The sequence below is a fragment of the Ruegeria sp. CH11 genome, assembly GCF_056537105.1.
The window spans coordinates 1-26,696 of record NZ_JBQFQX010000018.1 but is presented as its reverse complement, the minus strand read 5'-3'; the positions used below and the strand labels follow the sequence as shown (position 1 = coordinate 26,696).

Genomic DNA, 26,696 nt, shown 5'->3' with positions numbered 1-26,696 from the left:
GGAACGAAACGGTTGCTTTGACTATCTCTCCGCGCGTAAGTGGGGCCAAGTGCGACGTGACCTGACTGATCCCAAAGCAGCTAGGGCATGTAAACGCTCGCGGGCTGCAGGTTAAATGGATGACTGTAAACGCAAAAGATGGACAAACGGCGTCTGCGTCGCCTCATGACAGGAAAGCCCGGCGCAACCGTCTGCTGCTGTTGCTGTCGCCGTTGATCGTTCTGTTTTCACCCGTCTTGCTGCCAGTCTATTACGTCATGCGCCGTCGTCAGGGAAAGTCGCTGTTTGGCGGCAGGAAACGCATCATACGTTCGCCCATTGCGCCGGTGGGGCAAATGGGTCAGATGGCCGGGTCGTTGGCCTCGGCAACGCCGACACCTCGCAACGATGAGGAGGAGGCGCGGATCGACGCCCTGCCCGACACGTTCGCCCTGTGTCGCGTGATCGGCAACGATCTGGTGCCCAGGCACAAGGCCGGACAATCGCTGGAGAACGTGAGGTTCATTCTGGATCACGAGCCCGAGTTCGAGAATTGCACCAAACTATGGGTTTTGAACCGGATCTTTGATCCTGAGACCGAAGCAAAGCTGATTGCGCTGCTGGATCAACACGGGCAGATCTACCAACGCATCCCGTTCGATGCAGAAGTGTTGCAGTCCAGCGGGTATGACTTTTCAACCATCGAAGACCCAATGGTATTTGTCGATGGCACGCTTGCGACCTTAGAGGAGAAATCCAGACTGCCATTGGAGTCGCAGGCGTATCGGCTGCGAAACAACTATGTCATGAACAACAACGGCGCGCGAAACGCCGCGTTGGAGCTGTGTCTGCAACATGCGAAATGGGCACTGCCCTTTGATGGAAACTGCTTTTTCACCGCAAGCGCCTGGCAGGCATTCCAGGCTGACATCCTGGCCCAGCGGGACAAGCGGTATTTCGCCGTTCCGATGGCGCGGATGCTGGACAATCAGGATCTGCTGCGCGACGCCGAAGCGCCCAATGCAACGGAAGAACCGCAGTTGGCCTTTCGCTGCGACGCGCCCCTGCGGTTTGATGAGGCGCATCCCTATGGTCGCCGCCCCAAGGTCGAGATGTTCGTGCATCTTGGCATCCCGGGGCCGTGGGACAAATGGCCGGTGGCCCGGTTCGACATACCGCCCCGCAAAGTTTCGCCCGAAGGCCACCGCGTGGGGCGGGCTGGTTGGGTGGCTCGTTTGTTTTCGGGTCAGGCAAAGCTGGAACAGGACGCAGGAAACACCATCCGGGATCGGGGCGTCGCGCGTAACCTGGCCATTCAGGCCACGCTCGACATGCTCGAGGCGCGCCAGATGGCTGTTTCGGGTCCTCCCGTTTTCTATAACGAGAAGCGGCTTGATGCCTTGTCCGCTAATTCCTCGGATCTCGATGGCGCGGCCCTGCAGGCGGCGGCGGATGCGGCGCTGAAACGTGGGCCGTTCTCGGTCACTGACAAGCCCGAAGCGGGCCCCAGCGGGGACAGGCACGACTATTTCCATCCGGCTCCTTATTGGTGGCCCAACCCCAAAAGGTCGGACGGGTTGCCTTATATCAGGCAGGACGGCAACCGGGTGCCGGGCACACGGCTTTATGAGCCTGAAAGCGACCGCTTTGACCGCACGCGCCTGCAACGGATGTTCGATGACGCGACCGCCTTGGCGCTGGCTGCCCGGGTCACGGGCGATGCGGCTTATCGCGATCATGCAAAAACCCTGATCCGGACCTGGTTCATTGATCCAGCCACCCGCATGAACCCGAACCTGAACTACGCTCAGGTTCGACGCGGACATAATGACGACCGAGGGTCGGATAACGGTTTGATCGAGACCAAGGATTTCTACTTCTTTCTCGATGCGGTCCGGTTGCTGGGCGACGACGATCTGACAGACGGACTTCGCAGCTGGTGTGCGGAATTTCTGCGCTGGTTTACGACCAGCGAACAGGGTCTCAAGGAATGCAGGAATCCGAACAACCACGGCACATGCTACGATTTGCAGGCTGCGGCTCTGGCGGCGTTTGTCGGTGACACTCAGCATTTGCAGCGGGTAAACCTGCGGGCGCAGGCGCGTGTCTTGGCGACGATCACCGAAAGCGGCGAACAACCGAATGAGATGACCCGCACGATGACGCAGCACTATTGCGCCTTCAATGTGCAAAGCTGGATCAACCTGTTCAATCTGTTGGAAGGGGCGGGTCTGCGCCCCTGGAACAGTGCGGTGGCTGACCGGTTGGTGGCGGCCATGCGGCTGGTGCTGACGGAATCAGCAGAGGGTTGGAAGCACCCCCAGACCGAACCGTTCGACATGGCGCGGCTTGCGCCGATTGAACAGGAACTGCGCCATCGCAGCGGGCAGGGGGTGTTGCCGATTGACGATGCGCCCGCCTGTTTCCATCCCCATGACGGCATCGCCCCGTTCTGGCGTCAGGCGCAGCGGGATGTCTTGGGCTGACACTCTGTAATCCGATGGCTTTCAAATAGGATTTGGCCGGACCGTTCGGCTGAATGCGAACAGCCTGTTTCAATCTGCTGTTGCAAGTTTCGGAATGATCTGGATGATCGGCGTCACAAAGATCGGAGAATCCGGTCATCCGCGTGAATGCGCGGTAAAAACAAAATGGGGAGAACAAGATGTCTTTTAAGACTTTGATGGTCGCCGCCAGCGCGACCGCAATGATTGCGGCTGGCGCTTCGGCGGAAACGCTGCGATGGGCGCGCGCCGGGGACTCGCTGACGCTGGACCCGCATGCACAGAACGAGGGCCCGACCTCGACCTTTGCGCATCAGATCATGGAAACGCTGGTGATGCGCGATCATTCCGGCGCGCTGGTGCCTTCGCTGGCCACCGAATGGGCTCCTTCCGAGGAGAACCCGAATGTCTGGGTGTTCAAGCTGCGCGAGGGCGTGACCTTTCATGATGGTGCCGAGTTCGACAGTGACGATGTGGTCTTTTCGCTGAACCGCGCGATGACGCCGGATTCCGACTACAAAGAGCTGCTGGCCTCGGTCAAAGAGGTGCGCGCACCCGACAAATACACGGTCGAGATCGAGACCAACGGTCCGAACCCGATCATGCCGAACAACCTGACCAACATGTTCATGATGGACAAGGACTGGGCCGAGGCAAACAACGCCGTAAAGGTTCAGGACTATGAGGGCGGCGAGGATACGTTTGCCGCCAAGAACGCCAACGGAACAGGCCCCTACAAACTGGTCAGCCGCGAGCCGGACGTGAAAACCGTTCTGACCGCCAATGAGAACTATTGGGGCAAGGACGAGTTTCCGCTTCAGGTGACCGAAATCATCTATACCCCGATCCAGAATGCCGCGACCCGTGTTGCCGCTCTGCTTTCGGGCGAAGTTGATTTCATTCAGGACGTTCCCGTACAGGACCTTGAGCGGGTTGCAGGCACCGACGGCCTGGACGTGCGCACTGCGCCGCAGAACCGGGTGATCTTTTTCGGCATGAACATGGGCGACGCCGATTTGGGCTCGGACAATGTGGACGGCAAGAACCCGCTGGCTGACGTGCGCGTGCGTCAGGCGATGTCCAAGGCGATCAACCGCGATGCGATCAAGCAGGTGGTGATGCGCGGACAGTCGGCACCGGCGGGCATGATCTCGCCGCCCTTCGTGAACGGTTGGGATGCGGATATGGATGCATCGTCCACGACCGATATCGAAGGGGCCAAGGCGCTGATGGCCGAGGCCGGATATCCCGATGGCTTTTCGATCACGCTGAACTGCCCGAATGACCGTTACATCAACGACGAAGCGATTTGTCAGGCGGCGGTTGGTATGCTGGCCCAGATCGGGATCACCGTGAATCTGGACGCCAAGCCGAAGGCGCAGCATTTCCCGCTGCTGTCGAACCTCGAGACCGACTTCTACATGCTGGGCTGGGGCGTTCCGACTTATGACTCGGAGTACATTTTCAACTTCCTGGTCCACACCAAGGGTGAGAAGTACGGCTCGTGGAACGCGACACGGTACAATAACCCCGAGCTTGACGCCAAGATCGTGGCTCTGGCATCCGAAACGGACTTGCCTGCACGTGATCAGCAGATCGCCGAAATCTGGCAGGTTGTTCAGGATGACCAGCTTTATATTCCGATCCACCACCAGGTGCTGAACTGGGGTATGAAGTCGAATGTCGGGACGATCGTCGAGCCCGAAGATTCGCCGAAGATCAAATACTTCGAGATGAACTGAAGCATCTTGCAAACGTTGGTACAGGGCGCGCGTTCGCGCCCTGTTTCTGTTATTGCTGCCGGTAACGGGCGTGTGATCCGGTTTCGAGAATTCCTTTACCCGCACGCAAAAAACCACGAAGCTTTGAACCGTAAACAGGGAGTTATTGCCATGATCCTCAGGAACAGCGCCATTGGCCTGACCATGTTGCTTGCCTGCACAGCGCAGGCCGAAGAGTTCAAGTGGGCCTCGACCACGGACCCGCAGACGATGGACCCGCATGCGGTGAACTCGGCCCCGGTTCTGGGGTTCCTCAACAATGTCTACGAAGGGCTGGTCCGTCGTGGCAAGGATATGCGGGTCGAGCCCGCATTGGCGGTCAGTTGGGAATCGATCGGCGATGGCGACGGGTGGCGGTTCAATCTGCGCGAAGGTGTGACGTTCCACGATGGCAGCGAATTCAACGCACAAGATGTGCTGTTCAGCTATCAACGTGCTTCGGGTGAAGCGGCGGATACCCGTAGCTGGTTCGCTCCGGTGAGCGAAGTGAACGTGGTGGATGATTACACCATTGATTTCATGATGACTGCGCCGAACCCGCTGTTCCCGTCCTCGATTGCAAACTGGATGATCATGGATCAGGGCTGGGCCGAGGCGAATGATGCGGCGGTTCCGGACAAAGAGACCGGGAACTTCGCCACCCTAAACGCAAATGGCACCGGCGCGTTCAAAGTCACCGCGCGCGAGCCCGGCCTGCGGACTGTGCTGGAGCCGTTTGACGGATGGTGGGACACGGCCGAACACAACATCACCAGCGCCGAATTCACCCCGATCCAGAACCCCGCAACTGCGGTGGCAGCGATGCTGTCGGGTGATGTGGACATGATCAACCCGGTTCCGATTCAGGACGTGGCGCGATTGCAGGGCAATGATGAGGTCGACGTCATTCAGGGGATCGAGGCCCGCGTGATCATGCTGGGATTTGATCATCAGGCGGATACGCTGAAGTATACCGATGACGCGGGCAAGCCGAACCCGTTCCAGGATGTGCGCGTGCGGCAGGCGGTTGCTCAAGCCGTGAATGTTGATGCCATTCTGGCGACCATCATGCGGGGCAATGCCGAAGCGGCCTCGCAATTGGTGAGCCCGGCGATGAGCGGCTATTCTCGCACGAACGAAGATCGCCCTTCCTATGATGTAGACGCGGCCAAGGCTTTGCTGGCCGAGGCCGGGTACCCGGATGGATTCTCATTCGGTCTGAAATGCCCGAACGACCGTTATCTGAATGATGAGGCAGTGTGTCAGGCGGTTGTCTCGATGCTGGCCCAGATCGGGATTACGGCAGAGTTGGAGGCGATGCCGGTCCGCAACTACTGGCCGGAACTGCGCGAAGATAACTACGACATGTATCTGTTGGGCTGGAGCCCCGGTACTTTCGACGCTGAGCATCCGGTTCGGTTCCTCGTGGCGACCCCGAACGAAGAAAAGAAACTGGGCAGCTGGAACTTTGGCGGTTTCTCGAACGCCCGGGTTGATGAGCTGTTGCCGCAGATCCAGTCAGAGCTTGATCAGGAAAAACGCCAGGCCATGCTGGATGAGGTTGCTGGCATCATTCAGGACGAACATGTCTACGTGCCGATGTATGTGCAGCCTCTGGTCTGGGGTGCACGCAGCAACATCGAGTTGACGCAACGCCCCGACAACTTCTTCCTGCTGCGCTGGGTGACGGTGAACTGACCAGATGGGAGTGATGATCGGCGGGGTCTATCATGCCGATGACCCAGCGCCGGATTCCGGGCTTGATGGCGCATTTCGCCGTCAGGCCTCGACCATCCGAAACAGCTTGCCCGATGGAGATTTGGAGCCCGGTCGCTTTCATCTTTACGCGGCCTGGAACTGCCCGTGGGCACACCGCGTTCTGCTGACGCGTTCTGTCAAAGGGTTGCAGGACCTGATTTCGGTGTCTTACGCCAAGCCACGACGGACGCCGGATGGCTGGGTGTTTGATATCGATGGCGAATTTTCGGATTCGCTACTCGGGGTCACAGCGCTGCATCAGGTCTATGCGCGGGTCTCGCCGGGCTATACCGGCCGGATCACGGTGCCGTTGCTTTGGGACCGGGTCGAGGATCGCGCGGTCTCCAATGAATCCGCTGATTTGGTGCGAATGCTCGGAACCTTGCCCGGCCATGGGCCGAACCTCGCGCCGCCCGACAAGCTGGACCAGATCGTCGACTGGAACGCAAAGATCTATCCGCGTCTCAACAACGGGGTTTACCGCGCCGGTTTTGCCCGCACGCAAGAGGCGTATGAAGCCGGATGCCGCGATGTGTTTGCCATGCTGGATGAGATCGAAAGCCACCTGTCGACAAACAGATACCTGTGCGGCGATACACTGACCGAGGCTGACCTACGCCTGTTTCCAACCCTCGCGCGGTTCGATGTCGCCTATCACTATGCATTCAGGTGCAATCTGCGGCGGCTGGTCGATTACCCGAACCTGTGGGGCTATGCCCGCGAGCTGTATGCGATGCCCGAAATCGCCAACACCGTGGCGTTCGATATCTACAAGACCGGGTATTTTTCGCCGTCGGACCTGCGTAACCCTCTGGGTCTCGTGCCCTTGGGTCCCGACGTAAATTGGGAAACACCGCACAATCGCAGCGCGGTCGCGGCTGCGACATCTTGACCACCCGGTCGGGGTAGGCATAGACAGACGGACCAATGGGGAAACTGAATGTTCGCATATATCGTCCGCAGGATGTTCCAGTCCGTGATCGTGCTTTTGGTCGTGGGTCTGGTGGCATTCTCAATGTTCCGCTTTGTCGGAGATCCAATCGACAACATGCTGGGGCAGGAACGCACGCAAGCCGACATTGATCGGTTGCGTACCGAGCTGGGTCTGGACCAGCCTTTTGTGGTGCAATACGCCAAATTTCTTCAAGGCGCGGTGCAGGGCAATTTCGGAGTATCCTACCGGCAGGGCCGCCCGGTTTCGACCATCATCGCCGAACGCGCACCCGCAACGCTGGAGCTTGCCTTCGTCTCGGGCTTTCTTGCAATCACCATGGGTATCGCGCTAGGTGTCTTTACAGCCATACGACGACAAGGGATCGCGGCCAATGTGATCATGACGGTGTCCCTGATCGGGGTCTCATTGCCCACCTTCCTGATCGGGATTTTGCTGATCTACATCTTCTCGGTCGAACTTGACCTGCTGCCCAGCTTCGGGAGGGGCGAGACCGTTATGATTGGTAACTGGTCCACGGGGTTTCTGACGACCTCGGGGTTGAAAGCGCTGATCCTGCCCGCGATCACGCTGGGCCTTTATCAGATGACCCTGATCATGCGGCTGGTGCGGTCTGAAATGCTTGAGGTGCTGCGCGCCGACTATGTTCGGTTCGCCCGAGCGCGAGGCTTGTCAGATCGGGTGATCAATTTCCGCCATGCGCTGAAAAACACGCTGGTGCCGGTGATTACGATCACCGGTCTGCAACTGGGCTCGATCATCGCTTTTGCGATCATCACCGAGACCGTGTTCCAGTGGCCCGGTGTCGGGCTGTTGTTCATCAACGCGATCCAGTTTGTCGATATCCCGGTCATGGCGGCTTATCTGATGCTGATTTCGGTGATGTTCGTGACGATCAACCTGATTGTCGATCTTCTCTACTATGCCATTGACCCGCGGCTGCGTGTCGACGCGAGGGCCACATGACCGATACGATGGAAACCCCGAAAGCCGCGCCCAAATCGCGCTTGGCCAAGTTCTGGGACAGCGATTTTGCCTGGTCGTTCCGGCATTCTCCCGTGGCCGTGATCGCCTCATTGGTTGTCGTGATTCTGGTGCTGGCGGCGATCTTCGCGCCGCTGATTGCGCCCTATAATCCATTTGATCCGGCAACTTTGAACCTGATGAACGGGTTTACGCCGCCCGGTACGCCCAACGCATTCACTCAGGAAACCTTTCTGCTGGGCACCGACGATCAGGGGCGGGATGTGTTTTCCACCATCCTCTATGGCTTACGCATTTCGCTGTTTGTTGGTACGGCAGCGGTTTTGCTGGCGCTGATCATTGGCGTGATCCTCGGCCTGATCGCGGCCTATTACGGCGGCTGGATCGAGACCTTCATCATGCGGGTTGCCGATGTGCAACTGACCTTCCCGGCCATTCTGGTCGCCATGCTGATCTTTGGCATCGCCAAAGGCGTGACGCCGCCTGAATACCGCAACGAGATGGCGATCTATGTTCTGATCATTGCGATTGCCCTGTCCGATTGGGTGCAGTTCGCGCGGGTTGTGCGCGGGGCTGCCTTGGTCGAGAAAAACAAGGAATATGTGCAAGCCGCGCGTCTGATCGGGCGCGGGTCCTTCCCGATCATGTTCCGTCACATCCTGCCGAATGTGCTCAGCCCCGTGCTGGTGATCGCCACAATCTCGCTGGCGCTGGCAATCATTGCCGAGGCAACGCTGAGTTTCCTTGGTGTTGGCGCGCCGCCGACGCAACCGTCGCTGGGCACGCTGATCCGGATCGGGCAGGGGTTCCTGTTCTCGGGTGAGTGGTGGATCCTGTTCTTCCCGGCCTGCACCTTGTTGGCGCTGGCCCTGTCCGTGAACTTGCTGGGCGACTGGCTGCGCGATGCGCTGAACCCGAAACTACGGTGAATTCATGAGCCTTCTGACAATCGAAAACCTCACCGTTGAATTCCCGACCCGGCGTAAGTTATTCACCGCGGTCGATCACGCGAACCTGTCGGTTGAGCCGGGTGAAATTCACGGACTGGTCGGAGAGTCCGGTGCCGGCAAGTCCACCATCGGCGCGGCTGTTATGGGCTTGCTGGAACGCCCCGGACGGATCGCCAGTGGCGAGATCAAGCTGGGCGGCGATCAGATCAGCGGTCTTGATGCCGAGGCGATGCGCGGGCTGCGCGGCAAAAAGATTTCGATGATCTTTCAGGATCCGCTGACGTCGCTGAACCCGCTGTTCACGGTGCGCGAGCAACTGACCGAGACCATTCTGGCCCATATCGGCGGGTCGGATGCAGATGCAAACAAACGCGCGCGGGATCTGATTGACCGGGTGGGCATCCCTGACCCGGACACGCGGCTGGACCAGTATCCGCATCAGTTTTCGGGCGGGATGCGGCAGCGGGTAGTGATCGCGCTGGCACTGTGTACCGAACCGGATGTGATCATCGCCGATGAGCCCACGACGGCGTTGGATGTCTCGGTTCAGGCGCAGATTCTAGACCTGATCAAGGAACTTGCCCGCGAGCGGCAGGTCGGGGTCATTCTGATCACCCATGACATGGGTGTGATTGCAGACACGACCGATCGCGTGACGGTCATGTATGACGGACGCGTGGTGGAAAGTGGGCCAACCTCTGAGGTGATGGGGCAGCCGAGCCACGAATACACCAAGTCTCTGATTGCCGCCGTTCCGCGTCCGACGTTGAAACTGCATCGGTTTCCGCAGATCAGCTATGGCGGGCGCGAGACGCGGTTTGCGATAGAGGATATGGCGCGGCACTGGCCGAAGGTGGACAACGACACCTCGAAACCGGTTTTCGAGATCCGCGATCTGACCAAGAAATTTCTGCAACGAAAGGGCCTGCTGCCTTGGGACCGGACGTATTTCACCGCTGTTGACGAAGTCAGCTTTGACATTCGGGCGGGTGAAGTGTTTGGCGTCGTGGGCGAGTCCGGGTCCGGTAAATCCACCGTCGCGCGGATGATTGCCGGGCTCTATCCGGTCGACGGGGGCTCAATCACTTTCAACGGGCAATTGGTCAGTGATCTGGGAAACAAAGCGGTGCAGGACGCGTACCGCAAACAGATACAGATGATCTTTCAGGACCCATATTCCTCATTGAACCCACGCATGCGGGTGGATGAGATCGTGGCCGAACCCATCCGTCATCATCGGTTGATGGAAGGATCGGATATCAAACGGCGCGTGGACGAATTGCTGGATCAGGTCGGGCTGGGCCACGAGGCCGGGCAGAAATACCCGCATGAGTTCTCGGGCGGGCAGCGGCAGCGGATTTCGATTGCCCGTGCGTTGGCAACCCAGCCGCGGTTCCTGATCTGTGATGAGCCGACAAGCGCACTGGACGTGTCCATTCAGGCTCAGATCCTGAACATCCTGAAGGATTTGCAGGAACACCTTGGTCTGACGATGCTGTTTATCAGCCACGACCTGCCGGTCGTTCGTCAAATGTGCGACCGTGTCGCGGTGATGAAGCAGGGCCGAATGGTCGAGATTCAGGCCACCGACGATTTGTTCGCCAACCCGCAGACCGAATACGCGCGCGAATTGCTGCATCTCATGCCCAAGCTAGACGATCTGTCGACCGACGGGCTTGGGCTGGAAGCCTGAGCGTTGACCGGGCAGCCAACGCTGCCCGGATCACACTATTGACCCATCGCGGTGCCTTCGCGGCGCGGATCGGCTGCGCCGATCAATTGACCATCCTTGATCAGGATGGCGTGCAATCCGCTGTTGAGATCGCGGGCGCTCACCTCATGACCCTTGGCAGTCAAAGCGTCGGAAAAACCCTCGGCGCTGGTGCCCTGTTCAACATCCAGGGTCGAGCCGTTGCGGTGCAGGAAATGCCCGGTTTCAATCGCATCCTGCGGGTCCATGTCCCAATCCAGAACGGCGATGATCGTCTTGGCCACATAGTTGATGATGCGGCTTCCGCCGGGTGAACCGACCAGCAGATACGGCGCGCCATCCTTCATCACAATTGTTGGCGACATTGAGCTGCGCGGGCGTTTTCCGCCTTCAACACGGTTTGCCACCAGACGATCTCCGTCCTTGGGGGCGCGGTCGAAATCGGTGAGTTCATTGTTTAGCAGGAACCCTCGCACAAAGACGCGGCTGCCAAAGAAGGTCTCGATTGTCGTCGTCATCGACAGCGCGTTGCCATAGCTGTCACGGATCACGATATGGCTGGTGCCCGGACGGCCCGGGTTTTGCGATGGCGCGAGGTTCAGGGCGGATTCCTGATAGGGTGGATCGCCTGCCTTGCGTTTCTCGCTTGCGGCGGCCGGGTCGATCAGCTTGGCGCGGTCGGCCAAATAGGCCTTGTCCAGCAGACCCTTGACCGGAACGTCGACATAATCACTGTCGGCCATGTACAGCCCGCGATCCGCATAGGCCAGTTTTGCGGCCTCGGCGTAGAGATGAGCAAACTCGGGCGTCCAGCCCATGCCCTTGACGTCAAAATTGTCGAGCATGCCCAGAATCTGACCCACCGTCAGACCGCCCGAGGTGGGCGGGCCCATGCCGCAAACGTCGTAGCCCCGGTAATCGGCACAGACCGCCGGGCGGATTTTGACGCGGTAATCGGCCATGTCCTGCAGCGTGATGTTGGTATCCAGAACCGAGGTTTCGTTGACCGCCGTGACAATGTCCTCGGCAATCGGTCCGCTGTAGAACGCATCTGCGCCTTCGTCGGCCAGAATGCGCAGCGTATTGGCGAAGTCGGGGTTCTTCAGCAAGGTTCCCGCGATCAACGGAGTGCCGTCGTCGTGGAAGAAATAGGCCTTTGCTGCGGGGAACAGATCCAGCGGAAACTCACGATCCACGGTGCTTTGGAGTGAGTTGGCCATGCGGGGCGAAACCTCGAATCCGGCCTCAGCCGTGTCGATGGTCGATTGAAACAGGTCTGCCCAGGGCAGTTTGCCGTAAAGGCTGTGCGAAACCTCCATCAGGCGCAGGATACCGGGTACGCCGACCGACTGACCGCCCGAGACCGATTGGACAAACGGCATCTTCTCGCCGTTTTCGTCCAGATACCGTTCAGGCGTGGCGGCGGCGGGGGCGGTTTCGCGCGCGTCGAAAGTTACAAGGTCTCCGGTTGAAGCGTCCCAATACAGCATGAAAGCGCCGCCACCGATGCCGGACGACTGCGGCTCGACCAGGTTCAGCATCAGTTGCACGGCGATCATCGCATCGGCTGCCGTGCCACCCTTGGCCAGAACGTCATAACCCGCTTGAACCGCAAGCGGGTTAGCGGCGGCGACCATGAATTCAGTGCCAGAGACGGAGTTCTTTTCTTCCCAGCCATAGCCCTGTTCCGGAGCGGGATCCTGAGCCGCAGCCAGAGTTCCCAGAGCAAGGGCGGATACACATCCCAGTATGAACGAGGTCTTGATCATCACGATCTCCTTTTTCAGGTGGCAGTTGGGGGTGTTGAATACCACGATGGTACGGCCCGAGTGGCCCCAAGGGAACCTGATTCCGCGATAGCTGCGCAGCAACGCTGCCCTCAGCCTGCAACCTCGGTCAGCCATTTGAATACGATGGCCGCCCGGTCCGAGGATTGGTTGTGCAGTTTGACATAGAAATCCAGCGGCGCGGGGACGGTCTCGGGGACCAGTTTGACCAGCTTTCCGGCGGAGACGAGTTCCGATGTCAGACCTTCCCAGCCAAGAACCGCGCCCATATCGTCCTGTGCGGCCTGCAAGGCGATGACGTAGTTGTTGACCCGGTGGGCCGAGTTCAAAGGACCTTCGTAGCCCAGAATGCGCGCCCAGCTGTACCAATCGGTCCAGCCGGTTTCCGGGGCGTCCAGATGGATAAGCGGAACGTCTTTGAAATCCTCGACCGATTTCAGCCCGTGCTGTTCGGCAAAGCGCGGGCTGCCCAGGGCCATGATCTGATCATGAAACAGCGCATGGCAGGGACCGGTTTCGTGCGACATGTTTCCGTAGTGAATGCTTAGATCGCAATCCGGGATGTCGGAATCGAGGTCGTTGACGATCTGGGCCACCGAAATATGCCCGTGACTTTTCCAGAATTGCGCCAGACGCGGCGTCAGCCACAGCGAGCTGACCGCAGTGGTTGATCTTATCGTCACCGCCGATCCCTTGCGCTGCGCACGCAGTTGATCCAGCGCCTCGCCAATCCCTTCGAAACCACGCTGCAAGGCGACCAGAAGGTAGGCGCCGCCTTCGGTCAGTTCGACACCGCGATGAAACCGGTGAAACAGCGTGAATTGCAGTTCCTGCTCTAATGCCTTGATCTGGTGGCTGATCGCGGCGGGGGTCACGTTCAGCTCTTTGGCAGCGGCTTTGAAGCTGACATTTCGCGCGGCGGCTTCAAAGCTGACGAGCGAGGTCATTGGCGGCAGATTGTAGGGGCGCTTGGGCAATATCTTCTCTCATGACAATCGAAATTGCAGGGATTTTTAGCATAAAAACACCTGCATTGAGTTAGGAAAAATAATGCAGGATAAGTTTTTTTACAATTGTGTGACGGATCATTTAGGCCAAAATACCGCCAACGCGCACTGGGGGCATTTTGCGTCACCTACGCAGCTCGGCGGCGCTTTGCATGTCATTGAAGGATGGAACAATGAAGTCTCACGCAAAAGTTGTGGTTGTCGGAGGGGGGTGCGTCGGCGCATCCATCCTCTACGGTCTGACCGAACACGGGTGCACCGATGCGGTCATGTTAGAGCGCACGACGCTGACTTCGGGCTCGACATGGCACGCGGCGGGATTGCTGGTGACGTTTGTGCGGTCGCACAACGTCTCGAAGATGACGATGGAGACCATTCGCATCTATTCCGAGGTTGAGGAAAAGATGGGCACCTCGGTCGGCTTGCGCAAGGTCGGTCAGTTGCGCGTCGCGAATACTGAAAAGCGTTGGGACGAGTTTCAGTCCTATATCTCGATTGCCGAAGCGGCCGGCGTACCCTGCAAACTTTTGACGCCGGAAGAGATTGCCGAAGTTCATCCGTTGCTGAACCAAAGCCCCGACATCCGGGGCGGAATTCTGCACACCGAAGACGGCTATGTGAACCCGGCCGATATCACCATGGCATTGGCCAAGCTGGCGCGGGATGCGGGGGCCAAGGTCTATCAGAACACCGAGGCGCAGTCTTACGAAAAGCTGGACAACGGGTACTGGAAGGTGGTCACCAATCAAGGCGAGATCACATGCGAGCATCTGATCTTTGCCACCGGCAACTATGCGCGCGAGAACGCGCGGCGGGTTGGGCTTGATCTGCCCTGTATTCCGATTGTCCATCAGTATTGGACCACGGAAACCGTGCCATTGTTGAAAGAACGCCGGGCGCAGGGTCTGCCGGAATTCCCGATCCTGCGGGACGAGGATTATGGCGCCTATCTGCGCGAGGATGTGGGCGGTATCCAGTTCGGCCCTTATGAGTTCACCAAAGACCTCAAGCTGTTTGCCGAAGATCGCGTGCCGCCGGATTTCGGCGCGGACCTGTTGCCCGAAGATTTTGATGCGGTGGAAACCCAGTGGGAGCGCGCGATCGAACGCGTGCCAACCTTGGGCGAAGTCGGCATCAAAGCCAACACGCGCGGTCCGTTCCAGATGACGCCGGACGAGCTGCCTCTGGCCGGTCCCGCGCCGGGACATGACAATCTGTGGCTGGCCGAAGGCATGCCGGGTGGCATTCTGTGGGGTGGCACTGTCGGCAACCGACTGGCCAAGTGGATTGTAGACGGCGATCCGGGCATGGACATGTCGGAACTCGATCCGCGCCGCTTCTCGGACTATGCCTCGAAACGCTGGACCATGGACAAGGTGCGCGAGACTTGGGGCACCCATATGGATGCACATATCCCCGGCGAGGACTTCCCGAATGCGCGTCCGATGAAAACCGTCGGCAGTTATGATCTGCTGACCGCCCATGGTGCGGTCTGGACCAGCTTCAACGGTTATGAATTCCCGCGCTGGTTCGCCAATTCGCCCGAGGAAGCGAAGCCAGAGCATTCGTTCCGCCGGACCGATCACATGGAGCGCGTGCAGGACGAGGTTCGGACCACCCGCGAAGAGGCCGGGTTCATTGAAATGTCGCCGATGACCAAATTCACCGTGCGCGGTCCCGGCGCGGCAGCTTGGCTGGACAGTCTCATGGCGAACAAGCTGCCCAAGGTGGGCCGCATGACCCTATCGCTGATGCTGAACGCTAAGGGCGGCATGGATGCGGAATACACCATCGTGCGCTACGCCGAAGATGACTTTTACCTGATCTCGACACCAAACTGGCGGGCCTACAATTGGGATCAATTGCAGAGGGTTCTGCCCGGCGATGGCTCGGTGGTGATCGAGGATATCTCGGAGCAATTGGGCGTCATCGCACTGGCAGGGCCCAAAGCGCGAGAGATTTTGCAGCCGCTGACCGACAACGACCTGTCGAACGCGGCTTTCCCGTGGCTGTCTGCTCAGATGGGCGAGGTTGGCTATGCCAAAGGTGTCCATCTGCTGCGCGTGTCCTACACCGGCGAGCTGGGGTGGGAACTGCATCACCCCGTTGGGTACAACCGTCATCTTGTCGATCTGTTGTTGAAATCGGGCGTAAAGCCGTTCGGGCTGGAAGCTTTGGAATCGATGCGGCTTGAGAAATCCTATCGCGCGATCAACCGCGAGATCTGCAAGGACATGACGCCCTATGAGGCCAGTCTCGACCGGTTCGTTGTCACCGAAGGGCGCGAGTTCACTGGTAAGGACGCCTTGATGCGGCAGCAGGCAGAGGGCAACTATGACCGTCTGGTTACACTGAAGCTACCGTATTGCGATACATCGGTGATGTTTGACGAAGGGGTCTATAAGGACGGCAAGCTTGTTGGCCGTGTGACCTCGGGCGGGTTTTCCTACTACTGCAATCACGACATCGCCATGGCCCTGGTACCACAGGAACTGACGGCACCGGGCACGGCGATGCACGTGCTGGTTCACAACGAAATGCGCGAGGCGCAGGTGATCGACATTTGTGCCGTTGATCCCACCAGCGCGCGCGCGCGCGCCTGATCAGGAGGACAGATCATGGCTCAAGCAAGAACACGGCCTGCACGTGGTGGGCGTGCAGCCAGGGTTCAGGCCCGCACCAATCCACCGCCGGTCTATCTGCGTACGCTGAACCGCAAGATCGGCCCAATCGACCTATTGGGTCCCGAGGGCGTCGAGCGAATTCACAACGCGGCGATGACGATACTTGAAACCACCGGGATCGAGTTCCGCGATCCGGTGGCACTGGCCGACTGGAAGAAATACGGCGCGGATGTTCAGGGAGAACGCGTTCGGATCGGGCGCGATATGCTGATGGACCTGATTTCAGCAGTGCCGTCTGAATGGGGTTATGCCGCCCGCAACCCCGAGCGGTCGCTGCGCGTGGGCAATAGAAACTCGGTCTTTGCCAACGCCTATGGTGCGCCGTTTGTCTATGGCCTGGATGGGGTGCGCCGTCCTTCGGTTCTGGAGGACGCTCAAAACTTTTTCAAACTCAGCCAGATGAGCCAGTCGATGATGGTACCCGGCATTCTGCCGGTCGAACCGCAGGACGTGCCGGTGCCACAGCGCCATCTGGAGCTGGTGCATGCCGCGCTGACGCTGACGGACAAGCCGATCAAGGGCTCGGTCCTGTCGGAACAGGCCGCGCGCGACAGCGTTGAGATGACCCGGATCGTGTTTGGTGAAGAGTTCGTGGACACCAATGTGGTGATGGCGGCCTTGCTGAATTGCAATACGCCGCTGGTCTGGGATGAGACCATGCTGCAAAGCCTGCGGGTCTATGCGGGCGCAAACCAACCTTGCCTGCTGTCGCCCTTTGTTCTGGCAGGGGCGTCGACCCCGGCCAGCCCGCAAGGGGGTGTCGCCCTGCTGATCGCGGAATCGCTGGCGGGCATGGCCTACAGCCAGATCATCCGCAGGGGTGCACCGATGGTTCTGGGTGTCGCGATCATGGGTGTGTCGATGAAAACGGGGGCCCCGATGATGGGTTCACCCGAGCCCGGTCTGATGAACCTTCTGGTGGGTCAGATGGCGCGGTTCTACGATGTGCCCTGGCGGACCTGCACCATGTGGACCGGCTCGAAATCGCCGGATATGCAAGCGGCGTTCGATACCGCAAATACCATGTGGCCGGTTTTGTTGGGTGGCGCGAACTATATCGTGCATTCGGCCGGTTTCCTGGAAGGCGCGCTGGGCGTCAGCTATTCGAAATGGGTGCAGGACACGCTGCAACTGGAGAACTTCCACCGCTTTTTCAGCGGTTTGGTCGACGAAAATCTGGACGCTTTGCTGGGCGACATCGACAGAATCGGGCCCGGAGGTCATTTTCTTGGCACCGACCACACGCGCGAGAACCCGATGCACATGAACCACCTGCAAAACAACGACAGTTTCGAGCAGTGGGAAGCGGAAGGTTCAAAAACAGCGGAGGTTGTCGGTAACGATGAGGCCAGGCGCATGCTGGACAATTATGTTCGTCCGCCGATGCCCGACGACCAACGCGGTGCGCTGGATGAGTTCGTCGCCAAAAAGCGCGTGGAATACAGCGCATAAGCTAAATAGAGTGAAACGACGGGCGTTTCGGCGCCGGTTTTACGCCACACGAAAGATGGGGTCTGGCATATGGCTGATACCGTGACGGAAACACTCTCGCTTGAAGACATTCGGGCATTGGCAAAATCTGTCCTTGTGGCGGTTGGGATGGACGAGACAGGCAGCGACATGCTGGCAGAGATCGTTACAAAGTCCGAAGCGGACGGGTTGCACAGCCATGGGCTGCGGATGCTGCCGATTTATGTGCAGAGCTTCACCTCTGGGTACGCCAACCCCGCCGCCGCGCCCGTAATCAAACGTGTTGCGCCGGGTGTTTTGCGGGGGGACGGCGACAACGGCTATTACCAGATTGCCGCCGCCGCATCGCGGGACGATCTGATCGCGATGGCACATGAGCAGGGCATCGCCGCGTTCACATGTGCCAATTGTCACCACCTTGGTGCTTTGCGCTTCGATACAGAACCACTGGCCGAGGCGGGTCTGGTCGCATTGGCGGTGGTGAACTCGCTGTCAAAAGTGGTGCCGCAAGGGGGCATACGCCCTGTATTCGGCACCAATCCGATGTCCTTTGCATGCCCGCGCGCGGATGGATCGCCAATCGTGTGGGATCAGGCAGCATCGATGATGGCGTTGATGGAAATCCGCGTGGCAGCGGCCGAAGGGCATGCGCTGCCGCGCCCGGCGGGTTTGGACCTGGAGGGAAACCCAAGCACCGATCCTGACGCCATTCTGGCATCCGGTAGCATGCTGCCCTTTGGCGAGCATAAGGGTGCCGCGATCGCCTTTCTGATCGAGGTGATGGGCGCGGCTCTGGCCGGTGGAACGCTGTCTGTCGACAATGCCGAGCGCGAGGCGCACGGAGCGCTGAACATCAAAGGGGGGAACACCCTGATCGCAATTGATCCCAAACGGTTCGGAAACCCGTCTTTCCAGGATTATGTCACACGTATCTGCGCCGAAATTGAAGGCAATGGCGACGCGCGGGTGCCCGGTGACGGTCGCTTGAAAAACCGCGCCAGAATTGCCGAAAATGGCGTGGACGTCAGTTCCGAACTGATGGCACAGCTACGCGCGTTGCAGTAGCGGGCGGCAGGGATGGCGCGAGTTGCGGTAGTCGGCGGTGGCATTGTCGGGGTTTCGTGTGCGCTGGCGTTGCAGTCGGATGGGCATGAGGTAACGGTGATCGAGCCCGGCCCGGTGGGGCAGGGGGCCAGTTGGGCCTCTTGCGGCTGTATCGCGGTGGGCGAAATCGTGCCCCTGTCGCAGCCGGGCATGCTGATGAAGGTTCCGGGTTGGTTGCTGCGACCCGAGGCCCCTCTGACTTTGAGACCAGCATCTGCGCTGCGCGTTCTGCCGTGGTTCCTTCGGTTTGCGGGCAATGCACGCCCTTCGAGGATGCGCGCCATCGCCGAGGATCTGGCCAGTTTGACCTTTGCAGCCACAGAAGATTTCAAAGCGCAGATTGCGGATATCGGACGGCCCGACCTGCTAATTGAGCGGCCAGTAATCAAGCTGTTCGAGAACGCGCAAGATCGTGCCATGATGGCGGCTGCCTTCGATCTCGCCCGGGAACTGGGGTGCAGGATCGATGACATTTCTGGTGCCGAGGCGCATGAGATTGATCCCGCCATTGCGCCGGATTTTCAGCACGCCGCGCTGTTGCGTGACTGGAGTTTTGTCACCGATCCCGTGCTTTTGGTGGAGGAATTGCACCGGGCTTTTGTTGGTCGCGGCGGTTCGGTTGTGACCGGTGCGGCGGTGGATTTCGACCGCGACGGCCAGACCGTCACCAAGGTGCAGCTGGGCGGCGGTCGCGCCGTCGATGCCGATGAGTTTGTTATTGCTGCCGGAATGCAGTCACGCGCTTTGGCGGGTCGACTGGGTGTACCGCTTCAAATGGAAGGCGTGATCGGGTATTCGACCGCTCTGCGCGACAGCGGCGTTGATCTGCGCCATACCGTGTTCTACGCCAAGGGCGGGTTCGGGATCACCCCGTACGAGGGCGCGTTGGCCGTGGCGGGGACTATCGAGTTTGCCAGCTCAGATGCCAAGCCGAATTGGAAGCGGGCGGATGTTCTGGTGAATCACGCCCGGCGGGTTCTTCCGGGCCTGCGCACTGATCAGGCCGAGCGACGCATGGGGCGGCGTCCGCTGACACCGGATACAAGGCCGATCATCGGTCGCAGCGAGCGCCTGTCCAATGTCACCTTTGCAACCGGGCACGGGCAGTTGGGTTTGACGTTGGCGGCTACAACTGCTCGGCTTGTTGCGGGTGAGATGGCAGGTCGTGCTGCCAACATCGACCTCAGTGCCTTTGGGCCAGACCGATTTTCGAACTGACCGCGCCTTCTGAGAGTGGGCGAAGAGGGCGTCAGTTATTGGCTTCCAGTGTCTCGGCAAGTTTCAGCGCGGCGCGATAAGAGGCGCGGTTCCAGGCCTCTGGCGGATCAAGCGCCGCAAAGGCATCTGTCGTGATATAGAGATTGATCAGACCATGGGCCACGGTCTCGCAATCCCGGGCGTTTGCGTCCGCGTGTGCCGAACGCAGAATGTCGATTGCAACCTGGTAAAGCGTGTCCATCGCGTTCAGCAACGGAGCGCGCAGATCCGGGTAGAGCGCGACCGAATTTGCCAGCGCCTGATAGCAAACGTTGATCCGCGGGTCCAAGTCGTGATCCGAACTGAACAGGGTTTCTATCAGTTCACGGGTTTTCGGCGCGTCGCCCAGCAACGTGCGCAACGCTTCGCTCTGTCCATTCAGTGTGGCGACAACGTGGTCGCCTAGCGCCAGAACCATTTCCTTGCGGTTGCCGAGGTGATGCCGGATCAGCGGTCGTTTCAAACCAGCCTCTGCGGCAATATGTTCCAGCGTCGCGCCTTCGACGCCATAGGACGCCACACATGTCATGAAGGCGTCCAGAACCTCTTGTCTGCGTTGATCCTGTACCGAAGGTCGGCCCATTGCAGTGCCTTCAAGTTGGGTTCGTGATGGCGCAAGGGATAGGGCAGGGGCGGTAGATGGTCAATGTTGACAGTCCATGCAACGCTGTATTTCTGTGCGTGTGGAATGACTTGGCGCTGCGCCGGACAAAACGGGTCCGGCTGCGCTACCATAATCCAAAGCAACTGGTACGCGCCGGTGTCAGATCCGGAATCGACGGCCAGTCCATACCCCCTATTTGGAACATGTTTCCAGCGCCCCGAAATCAAACTGAGGGGTTTGCCATCGCGCATCGGATAGTCCTGCGGCATTGGCTGGCAAACCGTGCCCTTGTCGCCCTAGTCAGCGTGGCGATTTATCGGTATTGCGTTTGCCGGAACCTAGAATAGCAGGCAGGACAGACGTAATGGCAGACAGTTCAATTCGGTGGTCGCGCGAAGATGCTCAAGCGGTATTTGATCTTCCGTTGATGGATCTTCTTTATCGCGCACAGACCGTTCACCGTGCGAACTTTGACCCCAACAAGGTGCAGATGTCCCGGTTGTTGTCGATCAAGACGGGCGGCTGCGCCGAGGATTGCGCCTATTGCTCGCAATCCGCGCGCAATGGCTCGAAACTCAGCGCGTCAAAGCTGATCGAGGTTGAACGGGTGCTGAGCGAGGCGCGCAAGGCGCGCGATGCCGGTTCCACCCGGTTCTGTATGGGGGCCGCGTGGCGCGAACCCAAGGCGCGCGACATGGACGCTCTGGTCGCCATGATCGAGGGCGTCAAGTCCATGGGAATGGAGACCTGCATGACACTGGGCATGCTGGACGACACGCAAGTCGTGCAGCTGCGCGATGCCGGGCTGGACTATTACAACCACAATATTGATACGTCCGAGCGGTATTACCCCGAGGTGATCACCACCCGGACCTTTGCGGACCGCATCGAAACTCTGAACCGCGTGCGCGAAGCGGGAATGAAAGTGTGTTCGGGCGGCATTCTTGGCATGGGTGAAACCGGTGAGGACCGGATCGACATGCTGGTGACCTTGGCCAACCTGCCCGAGGCACCGGATTCGGTTCCGATCAACATGTTGATGCCGCAGGCCGATACCCCGCTGGCAGAGGCCGACCCGATCGACCCGATCGACTTTGTACGCGTTATCGCGCTGGCCCGTATCATGATGCCGACATCTCATGTCCGCCTCTCCGCCGGACGCACGGATATGAGTGATGAGATGCAGGCCATGTGTTTCTTTGCTGGGGCCAATTCGATCTTTGCGGGCGATACGCTTCTAACGGCGGAAAACCCTGGTGACAGCAGCGATGCGATCCTGTTTGCCAAGCTGGGCATTCAGCCAATGGAAGCGGAAAACACGGCCCAGTTGGACGCCGCCGAATGACGGCGACGGCGCGGCTTTCCCGGGCATTGGAGGTGTTGGAGACACGCCACCGTCTGCGCAAGCTTGCGCCGCGGCAGGGGCTGGATTTTGCTTCGAACGACTATCTCGGTCTTGCCGCGTCTGATCTTTTGAAAACTGCGGCGCATCAGGCGCTGGACCGGGATGTGCCGCTGGGCTCAGGCGGATCGCGCCTGTTGCGCGGCAATCACGCCGAGCATGAGGCACTGGAATCCGAGGCAGCGGCGTTCTTTGGTGCCGAGGCGGCCTTGTACATGGGCGGTGGATTTCAGGCCAATCAGGCGATCTTTTCAACCCTGCCAGCAGCGGGCGACCTGATCCTGCATGACGAGTTGGTCCATGCCAGCGCGCATGAAGGCATGCGTCTGGGCCGAGCCCAAACCTTGTCCTTTCCGCATAATGACGCTGTCGCGGCTCGGAAGGTGCTGGAGGGCTGGCGAACCGAGGGCAACACCGGTCAAGTCTGGATCGCTGTCGAAAGCGTCTATTCGATGGAGGGTAATCTGGCCCCTCTGGCAGCGTTGTCTGCGCTGGCATGCGAGGATGGGGCCGTTCTGGTTGTGGATGAGGCCCATGCGACGGGTGTTTTTGGTTCGCAGGGCAAAGGGCTGGCGCATGGGTTGGATGCCGAGGTTCTGACCTTGCATACCTGTGGCAAGGGGCTCGGGGTCAGCGGGGGCCTTGTCTGTGGCCCGGGACCGATGATCGAGACGCTGATCAACCGGGCGCGCCCGTTCATCTTTGCCACTGCGCCGTCGCCATTCAATGCATCGCTGTTGCGCGTGGCGCTGCAAGCCTTGCAGGACGATACGTCGCTGACATGCCGGGCGCGCGATCTGATGGCGCATGCACATGCCGAAGCGCAGCGCCTTTGTGGCCTCAGCGGTTTCCAAAGCCAGATTCTGCCTGTGATCATCGGAGCGGAGGCACCGACGATCAGCCGGGCTGAGGAATTACAGCGTCTGGGATTTGACGTTCGGGGTATCCGCCCGCCCACCGTTCCGCGCGGCACGTCTCGACTGCGGGTGTCGATCACCGGCAATGTGGACAAGCAGGGCATCACCGCGCTGTTTCAAGCGATTGCCCGCCAGCAATCGGTGGCGGCATGAAGGCACTTATCGTGACTGGAACCGACACGGGCGTCGGTAAGACGGTGTTTTCCGCTGGGCTGACCGCTGCTTTGGGGGCTTCGTATTGGAAGCCTGTGCAATCGGGCCTCGAGGATGCGACCGACAGCCAGACCGTCGCCGCACTTTCCGGACAACCGGTTTTGCCCGAGACCTATCTGCTGCACCTGCCTGCCTCACCGCATCTGTCGGCCGAAGATATGGGCGTCGAAATCGATCTCGACCGGCTGGAACTGCCGCGCACTGATGGTCCGCTGGTGGTCGAGGGGGCCGGGGGCGTCATGGTGCCGCTGACCCGGCAGGCCTATTACCTGGATCTGATGGCGCGGTGGCAGTCCCCTGTGATCCTGGTGGCGCGCACGGCGCTGGGCACGATCAACCACACGACGCTGTCTTTGATGGCGTTGCGCAATGCGGGTTGCTCTGTCGTCGGCGTGGCCTTCGTCGGGGACGCGCAACCCGAGGTGGAGCAGACGATTGCCCAAATGTCTAAGGTTGCTCATTTGGGGCGGCTGGGGCGTATTGACGATCTGAACCAGGCCACGCTGAAAGACGCCTTTGCCGCCATCGACATGGATACGATCCGGGGGGCGTTGTGACACCGCTGGAGTTTGACGCCCAACATCTGTGGCACCCTTACACCAACGTTGCCGATCCGGGCCCAATGCACCTGATCGACCGCGCCGAGGGCGTCTATCTTTACCGCGAGGATGGCACGCGGATGATCGATGCCATGTCCTCGTGGTGGTGTGCGATCCACGGTCATGGTCATCCTGCCATCACCTCGGCCATGCGGGCACAGTTGGATCGGATGCCGCATGTCATGTTCGGCGGGCTGACACATAGACCGGCTGTCGAGCTGGGTCAGAAGATGGTGTCGATGTTGCCCGACGGGCTTGACCGGATATTCTATTGCGACAGTGGATCGGTCTCGATCGAAGTGGCCATGAAGATGGCGGTACAGTACCAGATGGCCCTTGGCCGCACCGGCAAGGTCGAGTTCGCCACTATTCGCGGTGGCTATCACGGCGACACCTGGAAGGCGATGAGCGTGTGCGACCCGGTAAACGGGATGCACGGGTTGTTTCGCGGCGCGTTGTCCATCCAGCATTTCCTGCCGCGACCAAAGGTTCGCCTGGGTGAAGACTGGCCCGAGGATGGTGCCCACAACGGGTTGGACGCGTTGGAACGACTGTTGCAGGACAAAGGCGACCGGATCGCCGCGCTGGTTCTTGAACCGGTCGTGCAGGGTGCGGGGGGAATGTATTTCTATCACCCGGAATGGCTGCGCGCGGCCCGGGCGCTGTGTGACGCACATGACGTTCTGATCATCTTTGACGAAATCGCCACCGGATTCGGGCGCACCGGTCATCTGTTTGCGAGCGATCTGGCGGTGGTGACACCGGATATTATCTGTCTGGGCAAGGCGCTGACCGGTGGGCATATCTCATTTGCCGCCACGGTCACCAGTAGGAAAGTGGCCCATGGGATCGGAGACAGCGAGGCGGGCGTCTTCATGCACGGCCCGACCTATATGGCCAACCCGCTGGCTTGCGCTGCGGGGGCAGCGAGCCTCGGGCTGTTGCAGGACGGTCGCTGGCAGTCAAAAGTCAAGGCAATTGAAGCGCAGATGCGGGCAGAGCTTGCCCCTGCGCGCAATTTTCCTGAGGTCGCAGATGTACGTGTGCTGGGCGCTATTGGCGTGATCGAGATGCGCGACACCGTTGATCCGCGCATCGCCCATCGCCGCGCGCCCGAAACGGGCGTCTGGTTGCGACCCTTCGCCCGCAATATCTATTGCATGCCGCCATTCATCATCTCGGCTGATGACCTGAGCCGCGTGACTGCCGCTATGGTCGACCTGGCACGGGGCGCGCAATGAGGCGGCATTGGTTGGCCCGAAATGGCGGGCCAGAACTGACTCTTGTGTTTGGTGGCTGGGCCTTGGGGCCAGCCCCTTTCGCCGCGTTAGAAGGCGGTGCGGATGTCCTGGTCGTCGACGACTTCAGTGATCTGGCGGATGATCTGACCGAGATCGGAGACTATGATCGGGTACGCGTGCTGGCCTATTCCTTTGGTGTCGCTTCAGCCGCGCATTGGCTGCATGCCGCTGGCCTGCAACCCAGCCGTCTTGTGGCTGTAAACGGAACGCTTTTTCCGGCGGATGCCGCGCGCGGTATTGCGCCCGAGCTTGTGGCTGCAACCGCGGATGGGCTGAGCACCGCGAGCTTCGCCCGGTTTTGCCGCCGTGCCGGTTTGGACGGTCCAGTTCCGGAACTGGATATCCCAGCAGCGCGCGACGAATTGCACGCCATTGCCGCCAGAGGACCTGCGCCCGAGATCGAATTCGACCAGGTCTGGATCTCGACCAAAGACCGCATAATCCCGGCAGAGGCACAAACCCTAGCCTGGGCGGCCCGGCCTCAGAACGTGCGCCGAATTGACGGCCCCCATGTGCCCTTTCGGCGAGGTCAAAATTGGGAGGGATGGTTCGCATGAACATCCAGGTCCCGGCTCGTGTTCAGCGTAGCTTTAGCCGCAGTTTCGGAACCTATGATGACGCAGCCTGCCAGCAGGCCTGGGTCGCCGAGCGTTTGGCGCAGGCACTAAAAGATTGCGGTGCACCGCAGGTGTATGCGCATGCGTTCGAGTTTGGCTGCGGTACCGGGCATCTGACGCGCGCGCTGCACAAACAAGCCCGGTTCAAGCGATTGGCATTGAACGACCTGACGCCCGAGGCCAGCCAAACTGCGCAGGACCACGGCGCAGAGTTTCTTGGTGGGGATGTGGCGAGCGTCGCATGGCCCGACGGGCTCGATCTGGTCGCTTCGGCCTCGATGATTCAGTGGGATCCCGACCCGGGTGCGTTGCTTAGCAAGGCCGCGCACCATCTTGCTCCCGGAGGGTGGCTTGCAATATCTGGCTATGGCCCTGAACTGTTCCGTGAGCTTGCACAGCTGGGGTCGTCTTCAAATGCGCCCGGATTGATTGCGCTGCAGGAGCTTCGCGCCCTTGCCGCCCGGCATTTTGACGTTCTGGACGCGGGTGAGGCGCTGCACCGCCCGCGCTTCCCCTCGCCCCGTGCGGTCTTGGACCATCTGCGGCAGACCGGCGTGAACGGGCAGGCGCGCAAAGTCTGGACAAAATCCGCGCTGGCCCGATTCTCGGAGCAGTATTTGGAATGGTTCGGTACACCGGATGGGGTTTCGCTGACTTATCATCCAATCTGGATCATCGCGCGCCGCCGCTGAGACAGGCGGCTCAAGTTCGCGCACCAAATCAAAATCGTCGTCAACGAATTCTTATCAACCTCGGATTACCAGTGAGTCACCACGTACTGTCTGCGCCGATTCCGATGACCTGACCTCAGGCTATCCGCTCGACGCAGACGCGTAACCGGGAGTTCTGATGCCGTGAGATTCTGGGTGCTCATACTGATCGCATTGCAGTTTGTTGCGGGATGCAGCAACGACTTGAGGGGAACCAGATCGTTTGAGCCCGCCAAACCTGATCCGGGGGTAAGTACGGTCACAAAACAGAACCTGTCGCGCAGCATCGCGGGTACCGAGTTTGCGGGGCTCGTCCGTTCCAGCGTGGCCGAGTCGGTTCTGTCGCAAACTTTAGATGGCAGAGCATCAGTTGAATTGGAGATCGGTTTACCCCGCCAATCGGGCGAACTGCTGAAATGGACGGAG

Annotated in this window: 21 protein-coding genes; 18 read left to right on the top strand and 3 right to left on the bottom strand. The window is 59.8% G+C overall.

Annotated elements, in window-relative coordinates:
* The first annotated feature begins 119 nt into the window (after positions 1 to 119).
* From ACR0LX_RS19555 to ACR0LX_RS19525, 7 genes are all read left to right on the top strand, one after another.
* Positions 120 to 2,465 carry an alginate lyase family protein gene (locus ACR0LX_RS19555; RefSeq protein ID WP_480785162.1) on the top strand — a complete coding sequence of 782 codons (2,346 nt, stop codon included), beginning with the start codon at positions 120 to 122 and terminating at the stop codon, positions 2,463 to 2,465.
* 179 nt (positions 2,466 to 2,644) lie between these two features.
* Entirely contained in the window at positions 2,645 to 4,225 is a 1,581-nt protein-coding gene (locus ACR0LX_RS19550) for an ABC transporter substrate-binding protein (protein ID WP_480785161.1), read from the top strand.
* A 150-nt stretch (positions 4,226 to 4,375) separates the two neighbouring features.
* A complete protein-coding gene (locus ACR0LX_RS19545) occupies positions 4,376 to 5,941 on the top strand; it encodes an ABC transporter substrate-binding protein (RefSeq protein WP_480785160.1) in 1,566 nt (521 codons plus the stop codon).
* A 4-nt stretch (positions 5,942 to 5,945) separates the two neighbouring features.
* A complete protein-coding gene (locus tag ACR0LX_RS19540) occupies positions 5,946 to 6,893 on the top strand; it encodes a glutathione S-transferase family protein (protein WP_480785159.1) in 948 nt (315 codons plus the stop codon).
* A gap of 48 nt (positions 6,894 to 6,941) precedes the next feature.
* Positions 6,942 to 7,919 carry an ABC transporter permease gene (locus ACR0LX_RS19535; RefSeq protein WP_480576693.1) on the top strand — a complete coding sequence of 326 codons (978 nt, stop codon included), beginning with the start codon at positions 6,942 to 6,944 and terminating at the stop codon, positions 7,917 to 7,919.
* Positions 7,916 to 8,866: an ABC transporter permease gene (locus tag ACR0LX_RS19530; RefSeq protein WP_480576696.1), complete on the top strand. Its 951-nt coding sequence runs from the start codon at positions 7,916 to 7,918 to the stop codon at positions 8,864 to 8,866. The genes ACR0LX_RS19535 and ACR0LX_RS19530 overlap by 4 nt, the downstream gene beginning before the upstream one ends.
* Positions 8,867 to 8,870: 4 nt before the next feature.
* Positions 8,871 to 10,580 carry an ABC transporter ATP-binding protein gene (locus ACR0LX_RS19525; protein ID WP_480785158.1) on the top strand — a complete coding sequence of 570 codons (1,710 nt, stop codon included), beginning with the start codon at positions 8,871 to 8,873 and terminating at the stop codon, positions 10,578 to 10,580.
* Positions 10,581 to 10,615: 35 nt separating this feature from the next.
* Here the strand turns inward: ACR0LX_RS19525 and ggt are convergent, their stop codons facing one another.
* Positions 10,616 to 12,367, bottom strand: coding sequence for a gamma-glutamyltransferase (gene ggt, locus ACR0LX_RS19520; protein WP_480785157.1), 1,752 nt, complete (start codon positions 12,365 to 12,367; stop codon positions 10,616 to 10,618).
* Positions 12,368 to 12,477: 110 nt separating this feature from the next.
* Complete coding sequence (locus tag ACR0LX_RS19515; protein WP_480785156.1) at positions 12,478 to 13,362, bottom strand: LysR family transcriptional regulator; 885 nt, start codon at positions 13,360 to 13,362, stop codon at positions 12,478 to 12,480.
* Positions 13,363 to 13,565: 203 nt separating this feature from the next.
* Here ACR0LX_RS19515 and ACR0LX_RS19510 point away from each other — a divergent pair, with 203 nt between their 5' ends.
* The 4 genes from ACR0LX_RS19510 (at position 13,566) to ACR0LX_RS19495 (ending at position 19,868) form a co-directional block, all read left to right on the top strand.
* Positions 13,566 to 15,995 (top strand): GcvT family protein, encoded by a 2,430-nt coding sequence (locus tag ACR0LX_RS19510; RefSeq protein ID WP_480785155.1) that lies wholly within the window; start codon positions 13,566 to 13,568, stop codon positions 15,993 to 15,995.
* Positions 15,996 to 16,010: 15 nt separating this feature from the next.
* Positions 16,011 to 17,528, top strand: coding sequence for a trimethylamine methyltransferase family protein (locus ACR0LX_RS19505; RefSeq protein ID WP_480785154.1), 1,518 nt, complete (start codon positions 16,011 to 16,013; stop codon positions 17,526 to 17,528).
* Positions 17,529 to 17,597: 69 nt separating this feature from the next.
* Complete coding sequence (locus ACR0LX_RS19500) at positions 17,598 to 18,611, top strand: Ldh family oxidoreductase (protein WP_480785153.1); 1,014 nt, start codon at positions 17,598 to 17,600, stop codon at positions 18,609 to 18,611.
* A 12-nt stretch (positions 18,612 to 18,623) separates the two neighbouring features.
* Positions 18,624 to 19,868, top strand: a complete 1,245-nt coding sequence (locus tag ACR0LX_RS19495) for an NAD(P)/FAD-dependent oxidoreductase (RefSeq protein WP_480785152.1) — start codon at positions 18,624 to 18,626, stop codon at positions 19,866 to 19,868.
* A 31-nt stretch (positions 19,869 to 19,899) separates the two neighbouring features.
* Here ACR0LX_RS19495 and ACR0LX_RS19490 read toward each other — a convergent pair whose 3' ends face one another.
* On the bottom strand, positions 19,900 to 20,490 hold the full coding sequence (locus tag ACR0LX_RS19490; protein WP_480785151.1) for a TetR/AcrR family transcriptional regulator: 591 nt from the start codon (positions 20,488 to 20,490) through the stop codon (positions 19,900 to 19,902).
* A 385-nt stretch (positions 20,491 to 20,875) separates the two neighbouring features.
* Here ACR0LX_RS19490 and bioB point away from each other — a divergent pair, with 385 nt between their 5' ends.
* From bioB to ACR0LX_RS19455, 7 genes are all read left to right on the top strand, one after another.
* Positions 20,876 to 21,856 (top strand): biotin synthase BioB, encoded by a 981-nt coding sequence (gene bioB, locus ACR0LX_RS19485; RefSeq protein ID WP_480785150.1) that lies wholly within the window; start codon positions 20,876 to 20,878, stop codon positions 21,854 to 21,856.
* Complete coding sequence (locus tag ACR0LX_RS19480; RefSeq protein ID WP_480785149.1) at positions 21,853 to 22,983, top strand: 8-amino-7-oxononanoate synthase; 1,131 nt, start codon at positions 21,853 to 21,855, stop codon at positions 22,981 to 22,983. The genes bioB and ACR0LX_RS19480 overlap by 4 nt, the downstream gene beginning before the upstream one ends.
* A complete protein-coding gene (gene bioD / locus ACR0LX_RS19475) occupies positions 22,980 to 23,600 on the top strand; it encodes a dethiobiotin synthase (RefSeq protein ID WP_480785148.1) in 621 nt (206 codons plus the stop codon). The genes ACR0LX_RS19480 and bioD overlap by 4 nt, the downstream gene beginning before the upstream one ends.
* Positions 23,597 to 24,883 carry an adenosylmethionine--8-amino-7-oxononanoate transaminase gene (gene bioA, locus ACR0LX_RS19470; protein WP_480785147.1) on the top strand — a complete coding sequence of 429 codons (1,287 nt, stop codon included), beginning with the start codon at positions 23,597 to 23,599 and terminating at the stop codon, positions 24,881 to 24,883. Before bioD ends, bioA begins: the two co-directional genes overlap by 4 nt.
* A complete protein-coding gene (locus ACR0LX_RS19465) occupies positions 24,880 to 25,500 on the top strand; it encodes a pimeloyl-ACP methyl esterase BioG family protein (RefSeq protein WP_480785146.1) in 621 nt (206 codons plus the stop codon). The genes bioA and ACR0LX_RS19465 overlap by 4 nt, the downstream gene beginning before the upstream one ends.
* A complete protein-coding gene (locus tag ACR0LX_RS19460; protein ID WP_480785145.1) occupies positions 25,497 to 26,252 on the top strand; it encodes a methyltransferase domain-containing protein in 756 nt (251 codons plus the stop codon). Before ACR0LX_RS19465 ends, ACR0LX_RS19460 begins: the two co-directional genes overlap by 4 nt.
* A gap of 174 nt (positions 26,253 to 26,426) precedes the next feature.
* Positions 26,427 to 26,696 (top strand): hypothetical protein (locus ACR0LX_RS19455; protein ID WP_480785144.1); only part of this gene is annotated, 270 nt, incomplete at its 3' end.

Coding starts and splice junctions, on each gene's coding strand:
- ACR0LX_RS19530 (WP_480576696.1), top strand. CDS start 7,916: ATGACCGATACGATGGAAACCCCGAAAGCCGCGCCCAAATCGCGCTTG.
- ACR0LX_RS19465 (WP_480785146.1), top strand. CDS start 24,880: ATGAGGCGGCATTGGTTGGCCCGAAATGGCGGGCCAGAACTGACTCTT.
- ACR0LX_RS19525 (WP_480785158.1), top strand. CDS start 8,871: ATGAGCCTTCTGACAATCGAAAACCTCACCGTTGAATTCCCGACCCGG.
- ACR0LX_RS19480 (WP_480785149.1), top strand. CDS start 21,853: ATGACGGCGACGGCGCGGCTTTCCCGGGCATTGGAGGTGTTGGAGACA.
- ggt (WP_480785157.1), bottom strand. CDS start 12,367: ATGATCAAGACCTCGTTCATACTGGGATGTGTATCCGCCCTTGCTCTG.
- ACR0LX_RS19495 (WP_480785152.1), top strand. CDS start 18,624: ATGGCGCGAGTTGCGGTAGTCGGCGGTGGCATTGTCGGGGTTTCGTGT.
- bioD (WP_480785148.1), top strand. CDS start 22,980: ATGAAGGCACTTATCGTGACTGGAACCGACACGGGCGTCGGTAAGACG.
- ACR0LX_RS19460 (WP_480785145.1), top strand. CDS start 25,497: ATGAACATCCAGGTCCCGGCTCGTGTTCAGCGTAGCTTTAGCCGCAGT.
- ACR0LX_RS19555 (WP_480785162.1), top strand. CDS start 120: ATGACTGTAAACGCAAAAGATGGACAAACGGCGTCTGCGTCGCCTCAT.
- ACR0LX_RS19535 (WP_480576693.1), top strand. CDS start 6,942: ATGTTCGCATATATCGTCCGCAGGATGTTCCAGTCCGTGATCGTGCTT.
- ACR0LX_RS19550 (WP_480785161.1), top strand. CDS start 2,645: ATGTCTTTTAAGACTTTGATGGTCGCCGCCAGCGCGACCGCAATGATT.
- ACR0LX_RS19490 (WP_480785151.1), bottom strand. CDS start 20,490: ATGGGCCGACCTTCGGTACAGGATCAACGCAGACAAGAGGTTCTGGAC.
- ACR0LX_RS19510 (WP_480785155.1), top strand. CDS start 13,566: ATGAAGTCTCACGCAAAAGTTGTGGTTGTCGGAGGGGGGTGCGTCGGC.
- ACR0LX_RS19500 (WP_480785153.1), top strand. CDS start 17,598: ATGGCTGATACCGTGACGGAAACACTCTCGCTTGAAGACATTCGGGCA.
- ACR0LX_RS19540 (WP_480785159.1), top strand. CDS start 5,946: ATGGGAGTGATGATCGGCGGGGTCTATCATGCCGATGACCCAGCGCCG.
- ACR0LX_RS19505 (WP_480785154.1), top strand. CDS start 16,011: ATGGCTCAAGCAAGAACACGGCCTGCACGTGGTGGGCGTGCAGCCAGG.
- bioB (WP_480785150.1), top strand. CDS start 20,876: ATGGCAGACAGTTCAATTCGGTGGTCGCGCGAAGATGCTCAAGCGGTA.
- ACR0LX_RS19545 (WP_480785160.1), top strand. CDS start 4,376: ATGATCCTCAGGAACAGCGCCATTGGCCTGACCATGTTGCTTGCCTGC.